The sequence below is a fragment of the Bifidobacterium margollesii genome (assembly GCF_002860355.1).
Lineage (GTDB): Bacteria > Actinomycetota > Actinomycetes > Actinomycetales > Bifidobacteriaceae > Galliscardovia > Galliscardovia margollesii.
Window position 1 is genome coordinate 84,346 of the sequence record NZ_NMWU01000005.1, and the last position, 18,562, is coordinate 102,907.

Here is an 18,562-nt window from a genome sequence, read left to right on the forward strand (position 1 = left end):
CGTCAGTCCTCACTCTTCTCGGCTAGATCCTTCTCGTCTAGACGCTTCTCATCTCGTTTGGAATCCGCCGTATCATGACCGTCGGCATCGTCACCATTCGCACCGTCATCGAGATCCGCGACGGAATGCACGACGATGTCGTCGGCGGGATCATGCGCTTTGCCGGAGCCAGAGCCGGAATCGGACGAACCGGAATCCGAACCGTCCGTGCCGGAATCCGCGGAACCCGCGACACCACGCCGATCATCATCCGACGCCCCGCCGCGCGTGATGCCGTAGTTGATGAACCGGTCGAGCCCACGCTCCTCGGACGGACCACTGCCCGGCAGCGGCAGGATCACATCGGAAACGGCACCGGACACGTTGAGCGTATCCTGCTCGAGCACGCCGGCGGAATCCGGCTGCTCGCTCTTCGGAATCGGCTGACCGGTCTTCATGTTCTCCCCGGCCGTGCGCAACGCGATGACGATGGTCAGACCGCCGCCGGGCGTATCCTCCGCCGAAATCACGCCGCCCATGGACTCCACGAATCCCTTCGACAGGGCCATGCCAAGCCCGAGGCCGGTGGTGTTGTCGGTGTCTCCGAGCCGGTGGAACGGCACGAAGATCTCCTCCTTGCTCTCGTCGGGCACACCCGGCCCCTGATCCACGACGCGGATCTCCACGATCCCGTTGAATGTGGACGCGGCGATGCGCACCCGCTTGTCATCGGGCGTGAACCGCAGCGCGTTGACCATCACGTTCGACAGCGCCCGCCTGAGCAGGGCGGGATCGGCGACGACCAGCGGCAGACCGGGAGCGATATCGAGATCGACCTTCCACGGGCCGATGTTGAGATCGTCGAACAGGGGGATGATCGCGCCGACCACGTCGGTGGCCACCAGCGACAGCGGCAGAGCACCCTCCCGCAGTCGGGAGACGTCGAGCAGATCGGTCACCAGCTTGGTCAGCTGCTTCAACCCGTTGCTGGCCACGGCGAGCAGTTCGCGACGATCGCGTTCGCTCGCCGCATGACCCATGCGCTGCAATCCCGAAACCGCGGTGGTGGCGGCGGCGAGCGGACGGCGAAGATCGTGGCTCACCGCGTTGAGCAGCGCCGTACGGATCTTCTCGGCCGCGGCGAGCGGCTCCACCTCGCTGGCCTTCTTCGCCAGATCGTTGTGTTCCAGCACGGTCTGGATCTGCGAAAGGATTGCGGTGAGAATACGCTGGTCGGACGCTTCGATGGAGTGGCCGTACAGTTCCAGCGACGGACCGTGCTCGTCCAGCGTGACGGTGTCGCGCTCGAAGCTGACGCCGTCCTTCGGCAGGGACGGCTCCCCGTCGGAAATGACCACCTGCCCGTCTTTCAATACCCTCACGCAGGTGAAGCCGAACGCCTCGCGCGTGCGGTGCACGATGGCCTGCAGCGGATCGTCGCTGCGCAGCACGGCACCGGCCACGCTGGCCAGCATTTCGGATTCGGCGCGCGCACGCTGGGATTCGCGCGCACGGGTGTCGGCATGGTCAACGACGATGGCGACCGTCATGCCCACGATCACATACAGGATGATCGTGATGAAGTCGGCGAGTCGGATCACATGGAACGTACCCACCGGAGCCGTATAGAGAAAGTCGATGGCCAGACCGCTGAACACGGCGGCCACCGTGGCCGGTATGATGCCGCCGATGACGGCGGACGCCACCACCAGCAGCTGCAGGATCAGGGCGTCACGCTGCGCGAACTGCGTGGAGCTGAAGTTCAGCAGCAGCCAGCTGACGGTAAGCACCGACACCACCGCGAACAGGAATCCGACCAGACGCCGGCTCAGCGCCATCGACTCCCGATGCTTCGGCAGGTAGAAGCCCCGGTTCGCGAACGAATGGGTGACGATATGCACGTCGATATCGCCGGACTTCTCGATGATCCCGTTGGTGGCCGAAGGCCGTCCCAACCAGCGCGACAGCATGCTCCTCCGCGACACTCCGACGATCACCTGCGTGGCGTTGTTCGCGCGCGCGAAGTCGAGCAGCGCGTCGGGAATGTCCTCGCCGACGATCTGGTGGAACGTGCCGCCGAGCTTTTCGACGAGGCTGCGCTGCTGGGCCAGCAGCCCCGGATTGGATCCGGCAAGACCGTCCTCGGAGGTGACGTGCACGGCGATCAGATCGCCGCCGCCTGATGCGCGGGCGACGCGGGCGCCACGACGAAGCAGCTGCTCGCCTTCCGGGCCGCCCGACAGCGCCACGATCACACGTTCGCGGGTCTCCCACTTCGCCTTGATGTTATGGGAATCGCGGTACTCCTTGAGCGCCTCGTCAACCCGTCCGGCCAGCCAGAGCAACGCCAGCTCTCGCAAAGCGGTGAGGTTGCCGACGCGGAAGTAGTTGCTCAGCGCCGCATCGACCCGGTCCGGCTTGTAGACCAGACCCGCCGACAGACGCTCGCGCAGGGATTCAGGCGGAAGATCGACCATCTCCACCTGCGTGGCCGAACGCAGCACCTTGTCGGGCACGGTCTCCTTCTGCGTGCTTCCGGTGATCTCGCGCACCACGTCGTTCAGCGACTCGATGTGCTGCACGTTGATCGTGGTGATCACGTTGATGCCGGCGTCGAGCAGATCCTCCACGTCCTGCCAGCGCTTCTCGTGCACCGAACCGGGAACGTTCGTGTGAGCCAGCTCGTCCACCAGCGCCACTTCGGGATGCCGTTCGATCACGCCGAACAGGTCCATCTCCTCCAGCTGCATACCACGGTAGCTCATCTGCCGACGCGGAATGTACTCCAGCCCCTGTGCGGAGAGCTCGGTGGCCTTGCGCCCGTGCGTCTCCAGCAGCGCGATGGCAACATCCTTGCCTTCGCTCTTGAGCCGATGCCCCTCCTTGAGCATGGCACAGGTCTTGCCCACACCGGGAGCAGCACCCAGCAACACCCTGAACGATCCTCGTGCTCTAGCCATCATGCCCCCAATCAGTCCGTTTCAACTCTAGCCGAAAGCCATCGATGCCGCGTAAATAACGCGGAAAGGGTGATGACGCCAAACCACCGCGTCATCACCCCTACGTCGCCAGAGTCGCCTCTCGACGGCACCGCTGGATATCAATCACACACTCGAGACAGGCAGTTACTGCAGCTTATCGAGATCAAGGTTCAGCGTCACCACGTTGACCGTGGGCTCGCCGATGAAGCCCAGACCGCGACCGGTCGTGTTCTTCTTCACCACGTTCTCCACCTGCTCCTCGGTCAGACCACGGGCATCGGCCACACGCTTGACCTGAATGGCCGCGTATTCGGGGCTGATGGCCGGATCAAGACCGGAGGACGACGACGTGGTCGCGTCGGCCGGAACGTCCTTGACGCTCACATGCTCGCGCTCGGCGATCTGCTTGCGCAGGTCGGTCACCGACTTGATCAGATCGGCATCCTGATGGCCCTTGTTGGTGCCCGAGGAGGCCGAAGCGTCGTAGCCGTTGTCGCCGGCCGCGGACGGACGGGACTGGAAGTACTGCGGCAGGGCGTTGCCCTTGTCGTCGGTGAAGGACTGGCCGATCAGCGAGGAGCCGACCACCTGGCCGGAGGCGTCCTCCACCATCGAACCGTTCACCTTGTCGGGCATGCCGAGCTGTCCGATGCCGGTCATGACGAACGTGTACACGATCACGATGACGGTGAACACCAGCACGGCCTTGAACCCGGCCCAATAGCTACGCAGATTCAATGACATTGCGGATTTCATTGCATACACTCTTTCCTTGCGGTTCCCTGCGCCGGATCAGAATCCGGGGATCAGACGAACGAACAGATCGATGATCCAGATGCCGATGAACGGAGCGATGATGCCGCCCAGACCGTAGACCGAAAGGTTGCGGCCGAGGATCTTCTCGGAGGCCTCCGCACGGTACTTCACGCCCTTGAGGGCCAGAGGAATCAGGATCACGATGATGATCGCGTTGAAGATGATGGCCGAAAGCACGGCGGACAGGGAGCTATGCAGTCCCATGATGTTGAGCACGCCCAGACCGGGGAACTTCTCCATGAACATGGCCGGGATGATGGCGAAGTACTTCGCCACATCGTTGGCGATGGAGAAGGTGGTCAGCGCGCCACGGGTGATGAGCAGCTGCTTGCCGATCTGCACGATGTCGATCAGCTTGGTCGGATCGGAGTCAAGGTCGACCATGTTGCCGGCCTCCTTGGCAGCGGAGGTACCGGAGTTCATGGCCACACCGACATCGGACTGAGCCAGAGCCGGGGCGTCGTTGGTGCCGTCACCGGTCATGGCGACGAGCTGGCCCTTGGCCTGCTCCTTCTTGATGTAGGCGAGCTTGTCCTCGGGCTTGGCCTCGGCGATGAAGTCGTCGACGCCGGCCTCCTTGGCGATCGCAGCGGCGGTGAGCGGGTTGTCGCCCGTCACCATCACCGTGCGGATGCCCATCTTGCGCATGTCTTCGAAGCGCTCACGCAGACCCTTCTTGACGACGTCCTTGAGCTGGACGACGCCCAGCACCTGCATGGACTTGTCCGCGTTCTGCCTGGCCACCACCAGCGGGGTGCCGCCGGCGTTGGACACGGCCTTGACACGATCATGCATGGCGTCGATGACCTCCTGGCCAACGCCCGCACCCTCCTGCTCCAGCCAGTTCTCGACGGCCGAGGTGGCGCCCTTGCGGATGCGCTCGCCGTTCGGCAGATCAAGGCCGGACATACGGGTTTCGGCGGTGAAGGCCACCGGGGTGGCACCCGGAACCTCGTCGAACTCCTTGCCCTCCTTGCGGGCGAGCTCCACGATGGACTGGCCTTCGGGAGTGGAGTCGGCCAGCGAGCTCAGGGCCGCGGCCTCGACGATGTCGTCGTGGCTCACGCCGGGAAGCGCGTGGAAGTTTGAGGCCTGACGGTTGCCGTAGGTGATGGTGCCGGTCTTGTCGAGCAGCAGGGTGGTGACGTCGCCGGCTGCCTCGATGGCGCGGCCGGAGGTGGCGAGCACGTTGCGCTGGACCAGACGATCCATACCGGCGATGCCGATGGCGCTCAGCAGGGCGCCGATGGTCGTCGGGATCAGGCACACCAGCAGGGCGACCAGCACGGTCAGGCTCACGGAGGCGCCGACCGAGGATGCCTGCGGGTTGATGCACAGCACAACCACCAGGAAGATGATGGTCAGGGAGCTCAACAGCACGTCCAGAGCGATCTCGTTCGGGGTCTTCTGGCGGTTCGCGCCTTCGACCAGGGCGATCATCTTGTCGACGAAGGATTCGCCGGGCTTCTGGGTGATGCGCACGACGATGCGGTCGGAGAGCACGCGGGTGCCGCCGGTCACGGCCGAACGGTCGCCGCCGGACTCGCGGATCACGGGGGCGGATTCGCCGGTGATGGCGGATTCGTCGACCGAGGCGATGCCGGAGATGATGTCGCCGTCACCGGGGATCAGATCGCCGGCCTCGACCACCACCACGTCGCCGAGCTTCAGATCGGAGCTGGGAACCTCGACGATGGAGGACTGGCCGTAGCCGTTTTCGGGGCCGCGCACATCCGGGTCGTTGACCTCGTCGTAACGCACGACGCGGTGGGCCGGAGTGGTGGTGCGGGTCTTGCGCAGCGCGTCGGCCTGAGCCTTGCCACGGCCTTCGGCCACGGCTTCGGCAAGGTTGGCGAACAGCACGGTGAACCACAGCACGACGGCCACGATCCAGGTGAAGTAGATCGGCTCGCCCATGGTCAGGGAGGAGTCGAACAGCTGGAAGATGCCCAGCAGGGTCAGGAACGCGGCGCCCACCCACACGATGAACATGACGGGGTTGTGCCACATGTTGCGCGGATCGAACTTCTTCAGCGCGTCCGGCAGGCTCTTGACGAGCATTTCGCCAAGCGACTTGTTGTTGGATTTCTTGACGTCGGCCGCGAGATCGCTCGCGTTGTTCACGGCGCCATTCACAGTAGCGGTAGACATATCAGGCCACCAAACCTTCTGCCAACGGTCCCAGAGCAAGCGTCGGGAAGAACGTCAGCGCGGAAATAAGGACGATAACGAACACCAGCAGACCGGTGAACAGCTTGTTGTCGGTCTTCATCGTGCCGGAGGTTTCGGGCACGATGTCCTGCTTGGCGAGGGAGCCGGCAAGGGCGATCACCAGCACGATGGGCAGGAAACGGCCCAGCAGCACGGCCAGACCCAGCGCGGTGTCGAGCCACGGGGTGTCGGCGGTGATGCCGGCGAACGCGGAGCCGTTGTTGTTCGCGGCCGAGGTGAAGGCGTAGACGACTTCGGAGAAGCCGTGGTTGCCGCTGTTGTTCAGCGACGTGTCGAAGATGGACTGGCGCGCGAACGGCAGGGCGAAGCTCAGGGAGACGCCCACGACCACGGTGATCGGCATGACGAGGAAGTACAGCGAAGCCATCTTCATCTCGCGCGGACCGATCTTCTTGCCGAGGTACTCAGGGGTGCGGCCGACCATCAGGCCGGCGATGAACACGGCCACGACGGCCATCACGAGGATGCCGTACAGGCCGGCGCCCACGCCACCCGGGGAGACCTCGCCGAGCATCATGTTGAGCATGTACATCATGCCGCCGAGCGCGGTGTAGGAGTCATGCATCGAGTTGACCGCACCGGTGGAGGTGGAGGTGGAGGTGGTGCCGAACAGGCCGGACCACACGTTGCCGAAGCGCACTTCCTTGCCTTCCATCGAGCCGCCGGTGAGGGCGGTGATCGGGTCGTTGGAGAACGATTCGGCGGTGACCACGCAGGTGAAGCTCACGGCGAACAGGATGACCATGGCGCCGAGCAGCGCGTAGCCCTGCTTGACCTCGCCGACCATACGGCCGAAGGTGCGGGTGAGTGCCACCGGGATGCACAGCATGAGGATGATCTCGATGAGGTTCGTCCACATGTTCGGGTTCTCGTACGGGTGGGCGGAGTTGGCGTTGAAGAAGCCGCCACCGTTGGTGCCGAGCTCCTTGATGACCTCCTGGGAGGCCACGGGGCCCTGCATGATGTTCTGGGTGCCGCCGGCGATGGTGTGCACTTCGACGAAGCCGGCGAAGTTCTGCGCCACGCCGAGAGCCATGAGGATGATGCCCATGACGATGGCGATCGGCATGAGGATGCGCATCGTGGTACGGGTGAGGTCGACCCAGAAGTTGCCGATGGTCTCGCTCTTGCGCAGGGCGAAGCCGCGCACGAGGGCGATGGCCACGGCGATGCCGACGGCCGCGGAGACGAAGTTCTGCACGGCGAGGCCGGCGAACTGCACGGTGTAGCCGAGGGTCACGTCAGGCGAGTAGGACTGCCAGTTCGTGTTGGTCACGAACGAGGCGGCCGTGTTGAACGCCAGCGGGCCGGGAACGTTGTCGAAGCCCAGGTTGTAGGGCAGCCAGTGCTGCACGCGCTGCAGCAGGTAGAGCACCAGCACGCTCAGCAGGGAGAAGCCCAGAATGCCGCGAAGGTAGGCCTTCCAGGTCTGACCCTTCTTGGAGTCCACGCCGATGATCTTGTAGATCCACTTCTCGAAGAACAGATCCTTGTCGGATGTGAACACGTTGTACATGTAATCGCCCAGCGGCTTGTACAGTGCCGCCAGAATGAGGGCAATCAGGCCGAACGCCAAAATCGCATATACGTACACCATAGTGATGAACCTTGTTTTCTAAAAAGTCTTCAGAATTTCTCAGGACGGCACAGGGAGTAGATCATGTACGCGATACCCGCGACTCCCAGAATTACGCCAAGAACAGTGAATGCGGTCATCATAGCTTATCCGCCCACTTTCCGAACAGGTCGAACACGATGAATATCGCGACCGTGCCGACTACATAAGCCACATCAACCCACCAGGGCATGTTCTCTCCTTCTATAGAAAAAACCCAGCGACTATCGTCCGATGCCTATCAACAAGATGCCCGCGACGTACGTTGTCAGCGTGACGTCGTCGCGGCCCATCCCCATGCGTTGCCGCATGACTATTGACGCGGCATCGCACACGTCACTGGGTCATTGCAGTTTTCAATGCTATGGATGTGCGTCGGAGCCGGAAAGCGTTTTTATGCTTTCCATACGTGCGGCGATTCATATGGCGGCGATTCATTAACGGCTTCCTAACACATGCCGACAGTTGCCTCGGCGATGTCGCGCGACACCACTGACGTAACCGGACGCCGACTGACTCGGACGGACGCCGACTGCGCGACAGGGCACAGGCTGCGTCACCGGGCACAGGCTGCGTCACCGGGCACACCCATACCGCGTGACGCGGTCATGAAACCGTTGAAATTGCAACGATTCCGGCGCGGCGTCACCGGGCATACCCATACCGCGTGACGCCAGCCGGCGCGAGTCCTGAGTGAGTACGAACGGGGACAAAACGAACGGATGCGAACGGATACAATATGTGCCGTGGAAGTCAGCCCCGAAACCCGTGAATTCATTCGTATGCACCGCACCGATGACGTGCGCGATCTGGCCCTGCACGCCAAGGCCGGCGACGGCGTCGATCTGCCGACCGCATTGGAGCAGATCGACGGATGGCAGCGGGCGCGGGTCAAACTGCCCGATTGGGCGGACCGCGACGGCATCATCTATCCGCCGCACATCTCGATGGAACAGTGCTCCTCGCAGACGACGGCGCTGTACAAGGCCTCCGTGGCGCGGCGGCTGATGGACACGACGACCGATACCCACGCCGACACCGGCCCCGCAACCGGCAACGCCGCCGTACCCGCAACCACGCTCATCGATCTGACCGGCGGATTCGGCGTGGACTTCTCGTATATGGCCCGGTCGTTCTCCCACGGCGTCTACGTGGAGCGGCAGGCGAATCTGTGCCGGATCGCCGAGCACAACATGGCGGCGCTGGGATTGGAAAACGTCACGATCGTCAACGCCGATGCCGAATCGTATCTGGACGATACGTCGATGGCCGAGCCAAACGCCACAGCAGAGCCAAACGCCTCGGCGGCACCGAACGCCACTACGACCCCGGGCTCCACGCTGATCTTCCTTGATCCGGCCCGGCGTGACGCGCACGGCTCGCGCACCTATGCGATCGCCGACTGCGCACCCGACGTGATCTCGCTGGAATCCCGGCTGCTGGATCGCGCGGCTACCGCGATGGTCAAGCTCTCCCCGATGCTCGACTGGCACAAGGCCATACAGGACCTGGGCGGACCGGGAATCGTGCGCGAGGTGCACATCGTTTCGGCCGGCAACGAATGCAAGGAGCTGCTGATCGTGCTGCAGCGGTCCGTATCGGAGCAGGCCGGCATCCGTATGTATTGCGTCAACGACGGCGACGTGATCGACTATACGATCGGCGAAACAGAGGGGAATGACGTCGATCAGACCAACGACGTCGACACGGGCGCTCCGGCGGATTGCCGATACGTCTACGAGCCGAACGCCTCGATCATGAAAGCGGGATGCTTCCCGCTGATCGAACGGCGATACGGGGTGCGGCGGATCGGCCCGAACAGTCACCTGTTCGTCTCGGCAGACCCCGTGGACGGTTTTCCCGGCCGCGGATTCGCCATCATCGGCACGACCGGCATGAACAAGCGCGAACTCAGGGCCGCGCTGGCCGACATCACGCATGCGAACATCACCGTTCGCAACTTCCCGATGCCGGTGGCTGCGCTGCGCAGGAAGCTCAGGGTCAAGGACGGCGGCGACATCACGATCTTCGCCACCACCACGGCCGAGGGACGCCACATCCTGCTGATCGCCAAACGAATCACCTCATCCGACTAGCTCCGCCGGGCACCACATTCATAGCTTCCCCTCGGGGGAAGCTGGCAGCCGAAGGCTGACTGATGAGGGGGACACGGGCGAAGCACGAACCACACCGGCTCACTTCTCCGCGTCATGGTAAAACGGCAATCATCGGCCTGCCCGCACGCCACGACAATGAAACGACGACCGACAGGCGAACAGCAGTACACAGAACAGGAGCACGAGATGATCAACGAGGATTACAAGGCGATGCTTGGCGGCAAGTCCGTCATCCGCGAGCTCAGCGAATACGCCACCGCACGCGGCAAGGAGATCGGCTACGAGAACGTGTTCGACTACAGTCTCGGCAATCCCTCCGTTCCGGCTCCCTCCGCGTTCACCCACGCGATGGTGGATCTGTACGAGCACGGCGACCCGGTGTCCATTCACGGCTACTCCCCCTCGCTGGGCATCCCCGAAGTGAAGGATGCGATCGCCGAATCGCTCAACACCCGCTTCGGCATGACCTACACCGGCAATCACATCTTCCCCACCACGGGAGCGGCCGGCGCCCTCGCCCACGCCATGCGTGCGGTGACCAAGCCGGGCGACGAGATCATCACGTTCGCACCGTACTTCCCCGAATACCAGCCGTACGTGAACGGCACCGGCGCAAAACTGACCATCGTTCCCGCCGATCTCGATAACTTCCAGATCAATTTCGAGGCCTTCGAAGCCGCCCTCAATCCGAATGTGCAGGCAGTGCTGATCAACACGCCGAACAACCCCTCCGGCGCAGTCTACTCCGCCGAAACCCTGCGACGTCTGGCCGACGTGCTGCGCGACAAGCAGCGCGAATACGGCCACGACATCTTCCTGATCAGCGACGAACCGTACCGCGAGATCGTGTTCGACGGCGGCAAGCAGGCGTATCCGGCGAAGTTCTACGACAACACGCTCACCTGCTATTCGTGGTCGAAGTCGCTGAGTCTGCCCGGCGAGCGCATCGGCTACGTGGCGGTGAACCCCGCGGCCACGGACGCCGATCTGCTCGTGCCGATGATGGGGCAGATCAGCCGCGGTACCGGCCACAACTGTCCGCCAAGCTCCATTCAGCGGGGCGTGGCCAAGGTGCTCGGCGAGACCAGTGATCTTTCGGTGTACGAGACGAACATGAACCTGCTGTACGACGCGCTCACCGGCATCGGGTTCGACGTGGTGCGCCCCGGCGGCACGTTCTACATCTTCCCGAAGGCGCTGGAGGCCGATGCCAACGCCTTCTGCATGAAGGCCAAGCAGTACGATCTGATTCTGGTGCCGTCCAACAGCTTCGGCGTTGAAGGCTACTTCCGCATGGCCTACTGCATCGACACCGACAAGGTGAAGCGGTCGATTCCCGCGTTGGAGCGCTTCGCCCGCGAGGAATACGGCCTGTAACCATACGGGAAGACCGAGCGCTTCCAGCAGCCATTCAGAAAACCTCCAAGGTTTCCGTCGGGAAGCCGCAGGCAATATTGTCTGCGGCTTCAGTGCCCCTTTCGTTTTCGGTCGTTGAATGACAATCAGCGAACACAAATCAACGAAACGAAAGAGGCCATCATGCAGCCACAGAATCCGGCAAACAGCAACACCGGCGAAAACCCCGAAATCAACGCCACCCAGCCCGGGAAAACCACGCAATCCGCCGCGGGTACTCAGTCCAGCACAGCCGCTCAGCCCAGCACAGCCGTTCAATCCGCCGCAACCGTCGAAAGCGCTCAAACCTCGTCAGCCGTCGCACAGGGCAGGCTCGTCGATCAGCCTGCGGATGGCGAGCGAACCGAGATCCACCCGCAGAACCCCGGATATCGGCAACACCCTGATTACCCACAGAACCCTGATTACCGGCAGAATCCCGATTACCGGCAGAATCCCGATTACCGGCAAACCACTGACTACCAGCAGAACTTCGACTACCAGCAGAATCCGTACGTCCAAAACGCGGCTACGAATCCCGATCCCTGCGCCGGCGAAACACCCACTTCCACCACTCCGTTACTGCACCCACAGCCCCAGCAGACGACCGGCACGAAGAAATCCTCACGATCCAGGAATTCCAACCTCGGCGGACTCAGGGGAAAGACGCTGGCCATCGTGGCCGGAGTATCGCTGGTATGCGGTCTGATCGGAGGCGTCGGCGGAGCGGCGATCGTCACCGCGATCGCGGACCATGATCGCAATACGTCTCAGATGCAGATGATGCCCAACGGCAACGGACAATTCCGCAACGGCCAGCGCGGATTCGGCAGCATGAACGGCTCGGACAACAGTGGGACCGGCAACAGTGATTCCGGTAGCAGTGATTCCGATAACAGCAGTAATTCCAACGGTTCCAACGGATCATCCGATTCCGGCAGTTCGTCCACCGAAGGCAGTTCGTCCGGCTTCCTCACCGAATCCGACGGCTCGCTTATCCAGTCGTGACAGTCCCGACAGTCGTGACAGTCCCGACAGTTCTGGCAGTCCCGACAGTCCCGACAGTCCCGCATAATCCTGACCACCCCGATCGACTCCGACCGGCGTCACACGGTACAGGTCGCGTCACGCGGTGCAGGTATACCATGTGACGCACTCTCCAAAAGGTTGGAATTTCAACGATCTGACGATCACGTCACCCGGTGCAGGTATACCCCGTGACGTCTCCCGGCGTCACTTCCGCACGGTCGCCAGATCCTCCACGGTTCCGCCCCACGCCTTCTGCAGTTTCTGCGCCGGCTGCTTCTTGCCGACGATCACCCATTTCGTGCCGGTGAGCGTGGCCCAGTCGGAACCGGCCGCCTCACCGGAATGGGTCTCCAACAGCTCCAACGCCTTGCTCTGCAGCGGCGCCTTGTACATCGCCACAACGGACTTGCTGTCGAAGGTGGCGTACGCGGTACGGGTGCCGACGCAGAGTTCGATGCTCTTCACGCCCGGATAGTTGCTCGCGTCCGCTGGCGTCCAACCTCCGGGGCATGCCCCGTACGCGGATTCCACGCCCTTGCGCATCGCGGCGGCATCGGTCACCGGAGCCTCATCGCGTACCGGCTTGGTCACCAGACCGTCGGAGAACATCGTGTTCACGGCCAGTCCGCATCCGGAGAACAGCAGCGACAACACCACGGCGAACACGCCCCACACCGTGGATCGGGTTCGCCCGCCGAAGGCCTTGGCACGTAGCCGCGCCCCGATGATCAGGATGATCGTCGTCACGATCATCACGCCCGATGCGATCAGCAGACCGTCCAGCGACAGATCCTTGATCACCGGCACCGATTCCGGGGCGATGGCACGAGCGGCCACCGCGCACGCGACCGCCACCGAGATCAGTCCGCAGATCGCGCACAGCTTGCCCCATGCGCCCGAGGCGGAGCCCCCGTTCACCCCGTAATCTCCGCGACGCCCATCACGACGCCCATCGTTGCGGTCGGCCCGACGATCATGCCTCCGAGACGATTTGCGATACTCCCCTACGTGATATGTACTGGTATGCGCCATCTTCATCTCCCTCGCATCGTCATGGCGACCGACATCCCTTTTCAGTCTAGGCCGCATAATCGCCGCCGCGATAGCCCTCAGGTATGATCCGGGTGGCACTACGGCCGATGTAGCGCTACGGTAATCGTAGTGCTACTATGGTCGTTGCCATTCGGCGATCGTCCGCGAACATCCATATCGATCAGTTCGCCGGATCGCCGCAATCCGATGACACCGGAGACTCCGTCAAACCCGGAGACTCCGTCGAATACGGAGCATCCCGGCCGATCGGAAATCCAGCAAACCGAGGGGGAACGATATGCGGAACGTCCTGCGCGTGGTGCGCCGTGATCTGCTGCGCCTGCTGCGCGTACCGGCCGCGTGGGTGATCTGCGCCGGCCTGATCGTCATCCCCTCGCTGTACGCATGGTTCAACATCGTGGGCTTCTGGGACCCGTACGGCAACACGTCGAAGATTCAGGTGGCGGTGGCGAACGAGGACGCCGGCGCCAGCAACGATGTGCTCGGCGACATCAACCTCGGCGATCAGATCGAAGCCAGCATCAAGGAGAACCATGATCTCGGCTGGCATTTCGTCACCAGCGAGCAGGCGCTCGACGAGGTGAAATCCGGCAAAAGCTATGCCGCGTTCATCATCCCGAAGGACTTCAGCAGCGATCTGACCACGCTGCTCACCGGCGACTTCCGCCAGCCGAAGCTGATCTACTACGCGAACGAGAAGGCCAACGCCATCGCCCCGAAGATCACCGACATCGGCTCCGGCACACTCGACCGACAGATCAACAGCACCTTCGTCTCCACGGTGAGCGAGGTGGCGGCCACCACGCTCAACAAGGAGATGGGCGCGGCCGAAGGCAAGATCACCAGTCATAGGAACAACGTCTCCTCGGAACTCAACGGCGCGATCGGCAAGATCCGCAAGGCCCGCGGATCCATCGCCGAACTGAACGGCACGGTGTCGGACGCGAAACGCAAAACCGCCGACGCGAAGACCTCGCTCGATCAGGTGCGCGCGCAGACCGATCTGCTGACGGCGAGTCTGAAGACCACGTCCGGTCTGCTGAACTCCACGCAGACCTCGATGACCCGATTCTCCACGTCGATGTCCGGCACGCTCGACACCGGCACCGGACTGCTCTCCCAGGCGTCGAACAAGGCGAACGCCTCGGTGGGCAAGGCCTCCGGAACCATTGCGGGCGCGCAGGGCAAGGTCGACGCGGCGATCAGCACCGGCGAGGCGATCACCGCACGCAACGACGAGATCATCGGCGAGCTGCGACGGGCGGCCACCGCCATTCCCGCGGATACCGCGGCCGGCCATGCGTTGAAGCACCAGCTGCAGGCCGTGATCGACGGCGATCAGTCCACCGGGCAGATCGGTCTGGCGGCCCGCAACGAAACCACCAAGCAGACGTTGAAGAACCTCGGCCAGCTGAGCACCGACACCGGCAACACCGCCGACGCGGTGGCGAACGCCACCGGCGCGATCAACACCGCCACGCAGCACACCATCGACACGGCGAACGGCTACCGCAACACGCTAGGCGGCACCACGCTGCCGCAGATCAACGGCGGACTGGCCGGATTGAGCTCCACGGCGAGCACGCTGAGCGCCACGATCAGCAATCAGCGGCATCTGATCGACCAGACCGGCACGATTCTCGATCAGCTCGACTCCACGCTCGACACCACCGGCAAGGCGCTGAAGTCCACCGACTCCACGCTGGCGAACATGCAGAAGGATCTGGAGACGGCCCGCACCGACGTGTCGGCGCTCACCACCTCCGACGTGCTCGGCGATCTTATCGGCACCGACGGCAAGCTCGACGCCGATAAGATCTCGGAGTTCATGCTCTCCCCCACCACCCTGAAGACGGAGACGCTGTATCCGGTCAATTCGTACGGCTCCGGCATGGCCCCCCTGTTCACCGATCTGTCGCTATGGGTGGGCGCGTTCGTGCTGATGGTGATCATGCGGCTTGAGACCGACGACGAGGGCATCGAGGGGCTGACCGTCACGCAGCGGTACATGGGACGCTGGCTGCTGCTGGCGATGATGGCCACATTGCAGGCCATCGTCTGCTGCATCGGCAATTTCGTGATCGGCGTGCAGGCGGCGAACGCGTGGGCGTTCGTGGGCACGGCCGTCATCACCTCGCTCACCTACCTGAGCATCACCTACGCGCTGTCGGTCACGTTCCAGCATGTGGGCAAGGGGTTATGCGTGGTGCTGGTGATCGTGCAGATCCCCGGCGCCTCCGGACTGTACCCAATTGAGATGATGCCGGGGTTCTTCCGCCATCTCTACCCGTTCTTCCCGTTCACCTATTCGATCGACGCGCTGCGCGAGACGATCGGCGGCTTCTACGACGGCCACTGGTTCCAGTATGTGGGCAAGCTGCTGCTGTTCGTGGCGGCCAGCTTCGCGCTCGGTCTGATCGCCCGGCCGTACCTGACGAATCTCAACCGTCTGTTCGCCCGGGAGATCGCCGAAAGCGACATCATCGTCGGCGAACAGGCGGAGATCCCGTACCGCGAATACCGGTTCTCGCAGGCCATCCGCATGCTCGCCGACCGCGACGAATACCGTGCGCAGATTCGCCGGCGTGCCATCCGGTTCGCGCGCCGATACCCCCGTCTGCGCGTCGGCGCCCTGATCGCCGGATTCGTGGTGCCGGCAGTTCTGGCGGTGGTGTTCTCGGTGAGCCCGTACTTCCGCGACGCCAGCCGCAAGGTGATCATCCTCGGGGCATGGACCCTGTGGATCCTGATCATTCTGGGCTTCCTGATCGCCATCGAATACATTCGCGACAACATCGAACGCCAGCTGCTGCTGAGCTCGATGAAGGATGATGAGGTGCGTTCGATGTTCTCGTTCTCCATGCGCGACAAGCTGCTCAAGGTCCGCATCCCCTCGCTGCCCTCATTCGGGCGCAAACCGGAAGGAAAGCATTCGGCATGACCCGCAACACATCCCATTCCGCGAACCCGAATCCGATCTGGCGCCTGTTCGTCGGCGATCTGCGGCGCATCAGCGGCAACGTGGTGTCGATCATCATCGTGATCGGCCTCGTCGCCATCCCGTCGCTATTCACCTGGTTCAACGTTGCGGCCAGCTGGAATCCGCTGAACAACACCAAGAACCTCACGTTCGCCGTGGCCAGCGTAGACGAGGGATACAAAAGCGATCTGGTGCCGCTGAAGGTCAACGTGGGCGATCAGGTGATCTCCGCGCTGCGCGCCAACGGCCAGCTCGCCTGGACGTTCACCACGAAGGACGACGCGATCGACGGCACGAAGTCCGGCAAATACTATGCGGCCGTGGTGATTCCGGAGTCGTTCAGCAGGGACATGATGACGTTCTTCGACGACGATGTGACCCATGCGAAGCTCAGCTACTACACGAACGAGAAGAAGAACGCGCTGGCCCCGCACGTCACCGGCGAGGGCGCGGACGAGGTGGCCGCGGAGATCAACCAGATCTTCGCGAAGACGCTGTCCGACGTGGCGTTGAACATCGCCTCGTCGCTGTCGAACTATCTCGACGACGCCGACACGAAAAGCCGCATCGCCAACCTGAACGGTCACATCGGCGAGATTTCCGGCCAGCTGGCCGATGCCGCCGACACGCTCGGCACCTATTCCGAGCTGGTGGATTCGGCGGATTCGCTGCTTTCCAGCTCATCGACGCTGCTCAATCAGGCGTCGGGCGCGGCCAAGGAGGTGAGCGCCGACGCCTCCGGAGCCAAGCAGTCGGTCGGCACGATATCCGACGCGATGTCGTCTTCCGCCACGTCCCTCTCGAAGGCCCTGAAAACCAGCGCGGACAGCTACCGGGCCGTGGGCGACGACATCGACAAGGTGTACGACGCCGTGGGCACGCAGAGCACGAACAGCGCGAAATCGCTGCGGGATCAGGCCGATGCGGTGAACACGCAGATCGAGTCGTATACCACGATCCGCAGGAATCTCGCCTCGCTGGCCGATCAGATGGGATCGCTGTCCAGCGGCAACGATGTGAGCGGCAGCGGGATCGGGGAGACCGCGGCCGGCAACGTCAGCTCGGCGATCAATTCCGCGCTGACCCAGCTGGATTCGGTGATCGCGCTGCAGACCAGGCTGCGCGACAATCTCAACGCCGCGGCCGGCAGAATCGAATCCGGCAACGCGACGGCGCAGAAGGATCGTGCGCAGATCAAGGCGCTGGCCACGCAGGCCAAGAACAGCGTCGGCACGCTGCGCAGCGACTTCGACAGCGACATCAAGCCTAAACTCGACGAGCTTTCCGCCAATGTGAGCACGCTGGCTGCGTCGCTGAACGCCAACAGCGGCAAGCTCGACGAGGTGACGGCCGATCTGACCGACGGCGCGACCTCGGCCAGCGGCAAGATGGCCAGCGTGAAGCAGACGCTGAACGACACCGCCCGGCAGCTCAACGATTCGGCCAACAAGATCAAGGCCACCAGCGAGAACGTCTCCTCGGCACTGAACAGCGGGGACGTGGACGCGCTGAAGAAGGCACTCGGATCCGACCCGGAATCCCTCGCCGCATCCCTCACCTCGCCGGTGGGCGTGACCCGCAGGGCCGTGTTCCCCGTCTCGGACTTCGGCTCGGCATTGGCCCCCTTCTACACCTTCCTGCCGCTGTGGGTCGGATCGCTGCTGATGGCGGTGACGCTGAAGACCAATGTCTCACGGCGCATACGCGCACAGCTGGGCGATCCCCGGCCCCATCAGATGTATCTGGGACGATTCGGCGTGTTCGCGGTGCTGTCGCTGCTGCAAAGCACCTGCTTGTGTCTGGGCAATCTGCTGTTCCTGCACGTTCAGGCCGTGCACCCGCTGCTGTATATGCTGTCCGGCTGGTTGGGAGGATTGACGTTCATCTTCATGATCTACACGCTGGTGGTATCGTTCGGAAACGTCGGCAAGGCGATCGGCGTATTGTTCCTCGTCGTGCAGATATCCGGTTCCGGGGGCGCGTACCCGCTGTCGGTGATGCCGGACTTCTTCCAGAACATCAGCCCGTTCCTGCCGGCCACGCATGCGATCAACGCGATGCGCGCCGCCACGGCAGGCATCTATCAGAACGATTACTGGAAGGAGATCGGCATGCTGCTGCTGTTCGTGCTGCCGACGCTGCTGCTCGGCCTGGTGCTGCGCAAACCGCTGGTGAAGTTCAACACCTGGTATGTGGCCAAGGTGGAGAGCACGAAGCTCATCAGTTAGCCGCAGACGAATGTGCTTCGCTGTCCGGCACAGCCAACACTCCTCCTCGCCTCGCCTTCCCCTCAAGGGGAAGCCCGAAAAGACCCGGAATACCCGAAAATCGTAGAGTTTATTAGAGGATCACAAGGAAAGAGCAC

At 63.0% G+C, this 18,562-nt stretch carries 10 protein-coding genes; 5 read left to right on the plus strand and 5 right to left on the minus strand.

The features are described 5' to 3' along the window. Positions 1-2: 2 nt before the first annotated feature. From Uis1B_RS01800 to kdpA, 4 genes are all read right to left on the minus strand, one after another. Complete coding sequence (locus Uis1B_RS01800) at positions 3-2,942, minus strand: ATP-binding protein (protein WP_207763356.1); 2,940 nt, start codon at positions 2,940-2,942, stop codon at positions 3-5. A gap of 162 nt (positions 2,943-3,104) precedes the next feature. Then, on the minus strand, positions 3,105-3,716 hold the full coding sequence (gene kdpC, locus Uis1B_RS01805; protein WP_101614979.1) for a potassium-transporting ATPase subunit KdpC: 612 nt from the start codon (positions 3,714-3,716) through the stop codon (positions 3,105-3,107). A 36-nt stretch (positions 3,717-3,752) separates the two neighbouring features. Next, positions 3,753-5,927: a potassium-transporting ATPase subunit KdpB gene (gene kdpB, locus Uis1B_RS01810; RefSeq protein ID WP_101614981.1), complete on the minus strand. Its 2,175-nt coding sequence runs from the start codon at positions 5,925-5,927 to the stop codon at positions 3,753-3,755. A gap of 1 nt (position 5,928) precedes the next feature. Further along, positions 5,929-7,605: a potassium-transporting ATPase subunit KdpA gene (kdpA, locus tag Uis1B_RS01815; RefSeq protein WP_101614984.1), complete on the minus strand. Its 1,677-nt coding sequence runs from the start codon at positions 7,603-7,605 to the stop codon at positions 5,929-5,931. A 764-nt stretch (positions 7,606-8,369) separates the two neighbouring features. On the opposite strand from kdpA, the gene Uis1B_RS01825 reads away from it, so the two are divergent. The 3 genes from Uis1B_RS01825 to Uis1B_RS01835 all read left to right on the plus strand — a co-directional run bounded on the left by Uis1B_RS01825 (position 8,370) and on the right by Uis1B_RS01835 (position 12,143). Next, positions 8,370-9,719, plus strand: coding sequence for a THUMP-like domain-containing protein (locus Uis1B_RS01825; RefSeq protein ID WP_101614988.1), 1,350 nt, complete (start codon positions 8,370-8,372; stop codon positions 9,717-9,719). A gap of 207 nt (positions 9,720-9,926) precedes the next feature. After that, positions 9,927-11,117, plus strand: a complete 1,191-nt coding sequence (locus Uis1B_RS01830; RefSeq protein WP_101614991.1) for a pyridoxal phosphate-dependent aminotransferase — start codon at positions 9,927-9,929, stop codon at positions 11,115-11,117. Between the two features lie 162 nt (positions 11,118-11,279). Then, positions 11,280-12,143 (plus strand): hypothetical protein, encoded by an 864-nt coding sequence (locus tag Uis1B_RS01835; RefSeq protein WP_101614993.1) that lies wholly within the window; start codon positions 11,280-11,282, stop codon positions 12,141-12,143. Between the two features lie 225 nt (positions 12,144-12,368). Here Uis1B_RS01835 and Uis1B_RS01840 read toward each other — a convergent pair whose 3' ends face one another. Beyond that, on the minus strand, positions 12,369-13,196 hold the full coding sequence (locus Uis1B_RS01840; RefSeq protein ID WP_133124795.1) for a hypothetical protein: 828 nt from the start codon (positions 13,194-13,196) through the stop codon (positions 12,369-12,371). Between the two features lie 298 nt (positions 13,197-13,494). On the opposite strand from Uis1B_RS01840, the gene Uis1B_RS01845 reads away from it, so the two are divergent. Both Uis1B_RS01845 and Uis1B_RS01850 read left to right on the plus strand, forming a co-directional pair. Then, positions 13,495-16,158, plus strand: coding sequence for a YhgE/Pip domain-containing protein (locus tag Uis1B_RS01845; protein ID WP_101614997.1), 2,664 nt, complete (start codon positions 13,495-13,497; stop codon positions 16,156-16,158). Continuing rightward, positions 16,155-18,425, plus strand: coding sequence for a YhgE/Pip domain-containing protein (locus Uis1B_RS01850; protein WP_101614999.1), 2,271 nt, complete (start codon positions 16,155-16,157; stop codon positions 18,423-18,425). Before Uis1B_RS01845 ends, Uis1B_RS01850 begins: the two co-directional genes overlap by 4 nt. The last annotated feature ends 137 nt before the right edge of the window (positions 18,426-18,562 follow it).

Coding starts and splice junctions, on each gene's coding strand:
- Uis1B_RS01850 (WP_101614999.1), top strand. CDS start 16,155: ATGACCCGCAACACATCCCATTCCGCGAACCCGAATCCGATCTGGCGC.
- Uis1B_RS01845 (WP_101614997.1), top strand. CDS start 13,495: ATGCGGAACGTCCTGCGCGTGGTGCGCCGTGATCTGCTGCGCCTGCTG.
- kdpA (WP_101614984.1), bottom strand. CDS start 7,605: ATGGTGTACGTATATGCGATTTTGGCGTTCGGCCTGATTGCCCTCATT.
- kdpB (WP_101614981.1), bottom strand. CDS start 5,927: ATGTCTACCGCTACTGTGAATGGCGCCGTGAACAACGCGAGCGATCTC.
- kdpC (WP_101614979.1), bottom strand. CDS start 3,716: ATGAAATCCGCAATGTCATTGAATCTGCGTAGCTATTGGGCCGGGTTC.
- Uis1B_RS01835 (WP_101614993.1), top strand. CDS start 11,280: ATGCAGCCACAGAATCCGGCAAACAGCAACACCGGCGAAAACCCCGAA.
- Uis1B_RS01830 (WP_101614991.1), top strand. CDS start 9,927: ATGATCAACGAGGATTACAAGGCGATGCTTGGCGGCAAGTCCGTCATC.
- Uis1B_RS01840 (WP_133124795.1), bottom strand. CDS start 13,196: ATGGCGCATACCAGTACATATCACGTAGGGGAGTATCGCAAATCGTCT.
- Uis1B_RS01800 (WP_207763356.1), bottom strand. CDS start 2,942: ATGATGGCTAGAGCACGAGGATCGTTCAGGGTGTTGCTGGGTGCTGCT.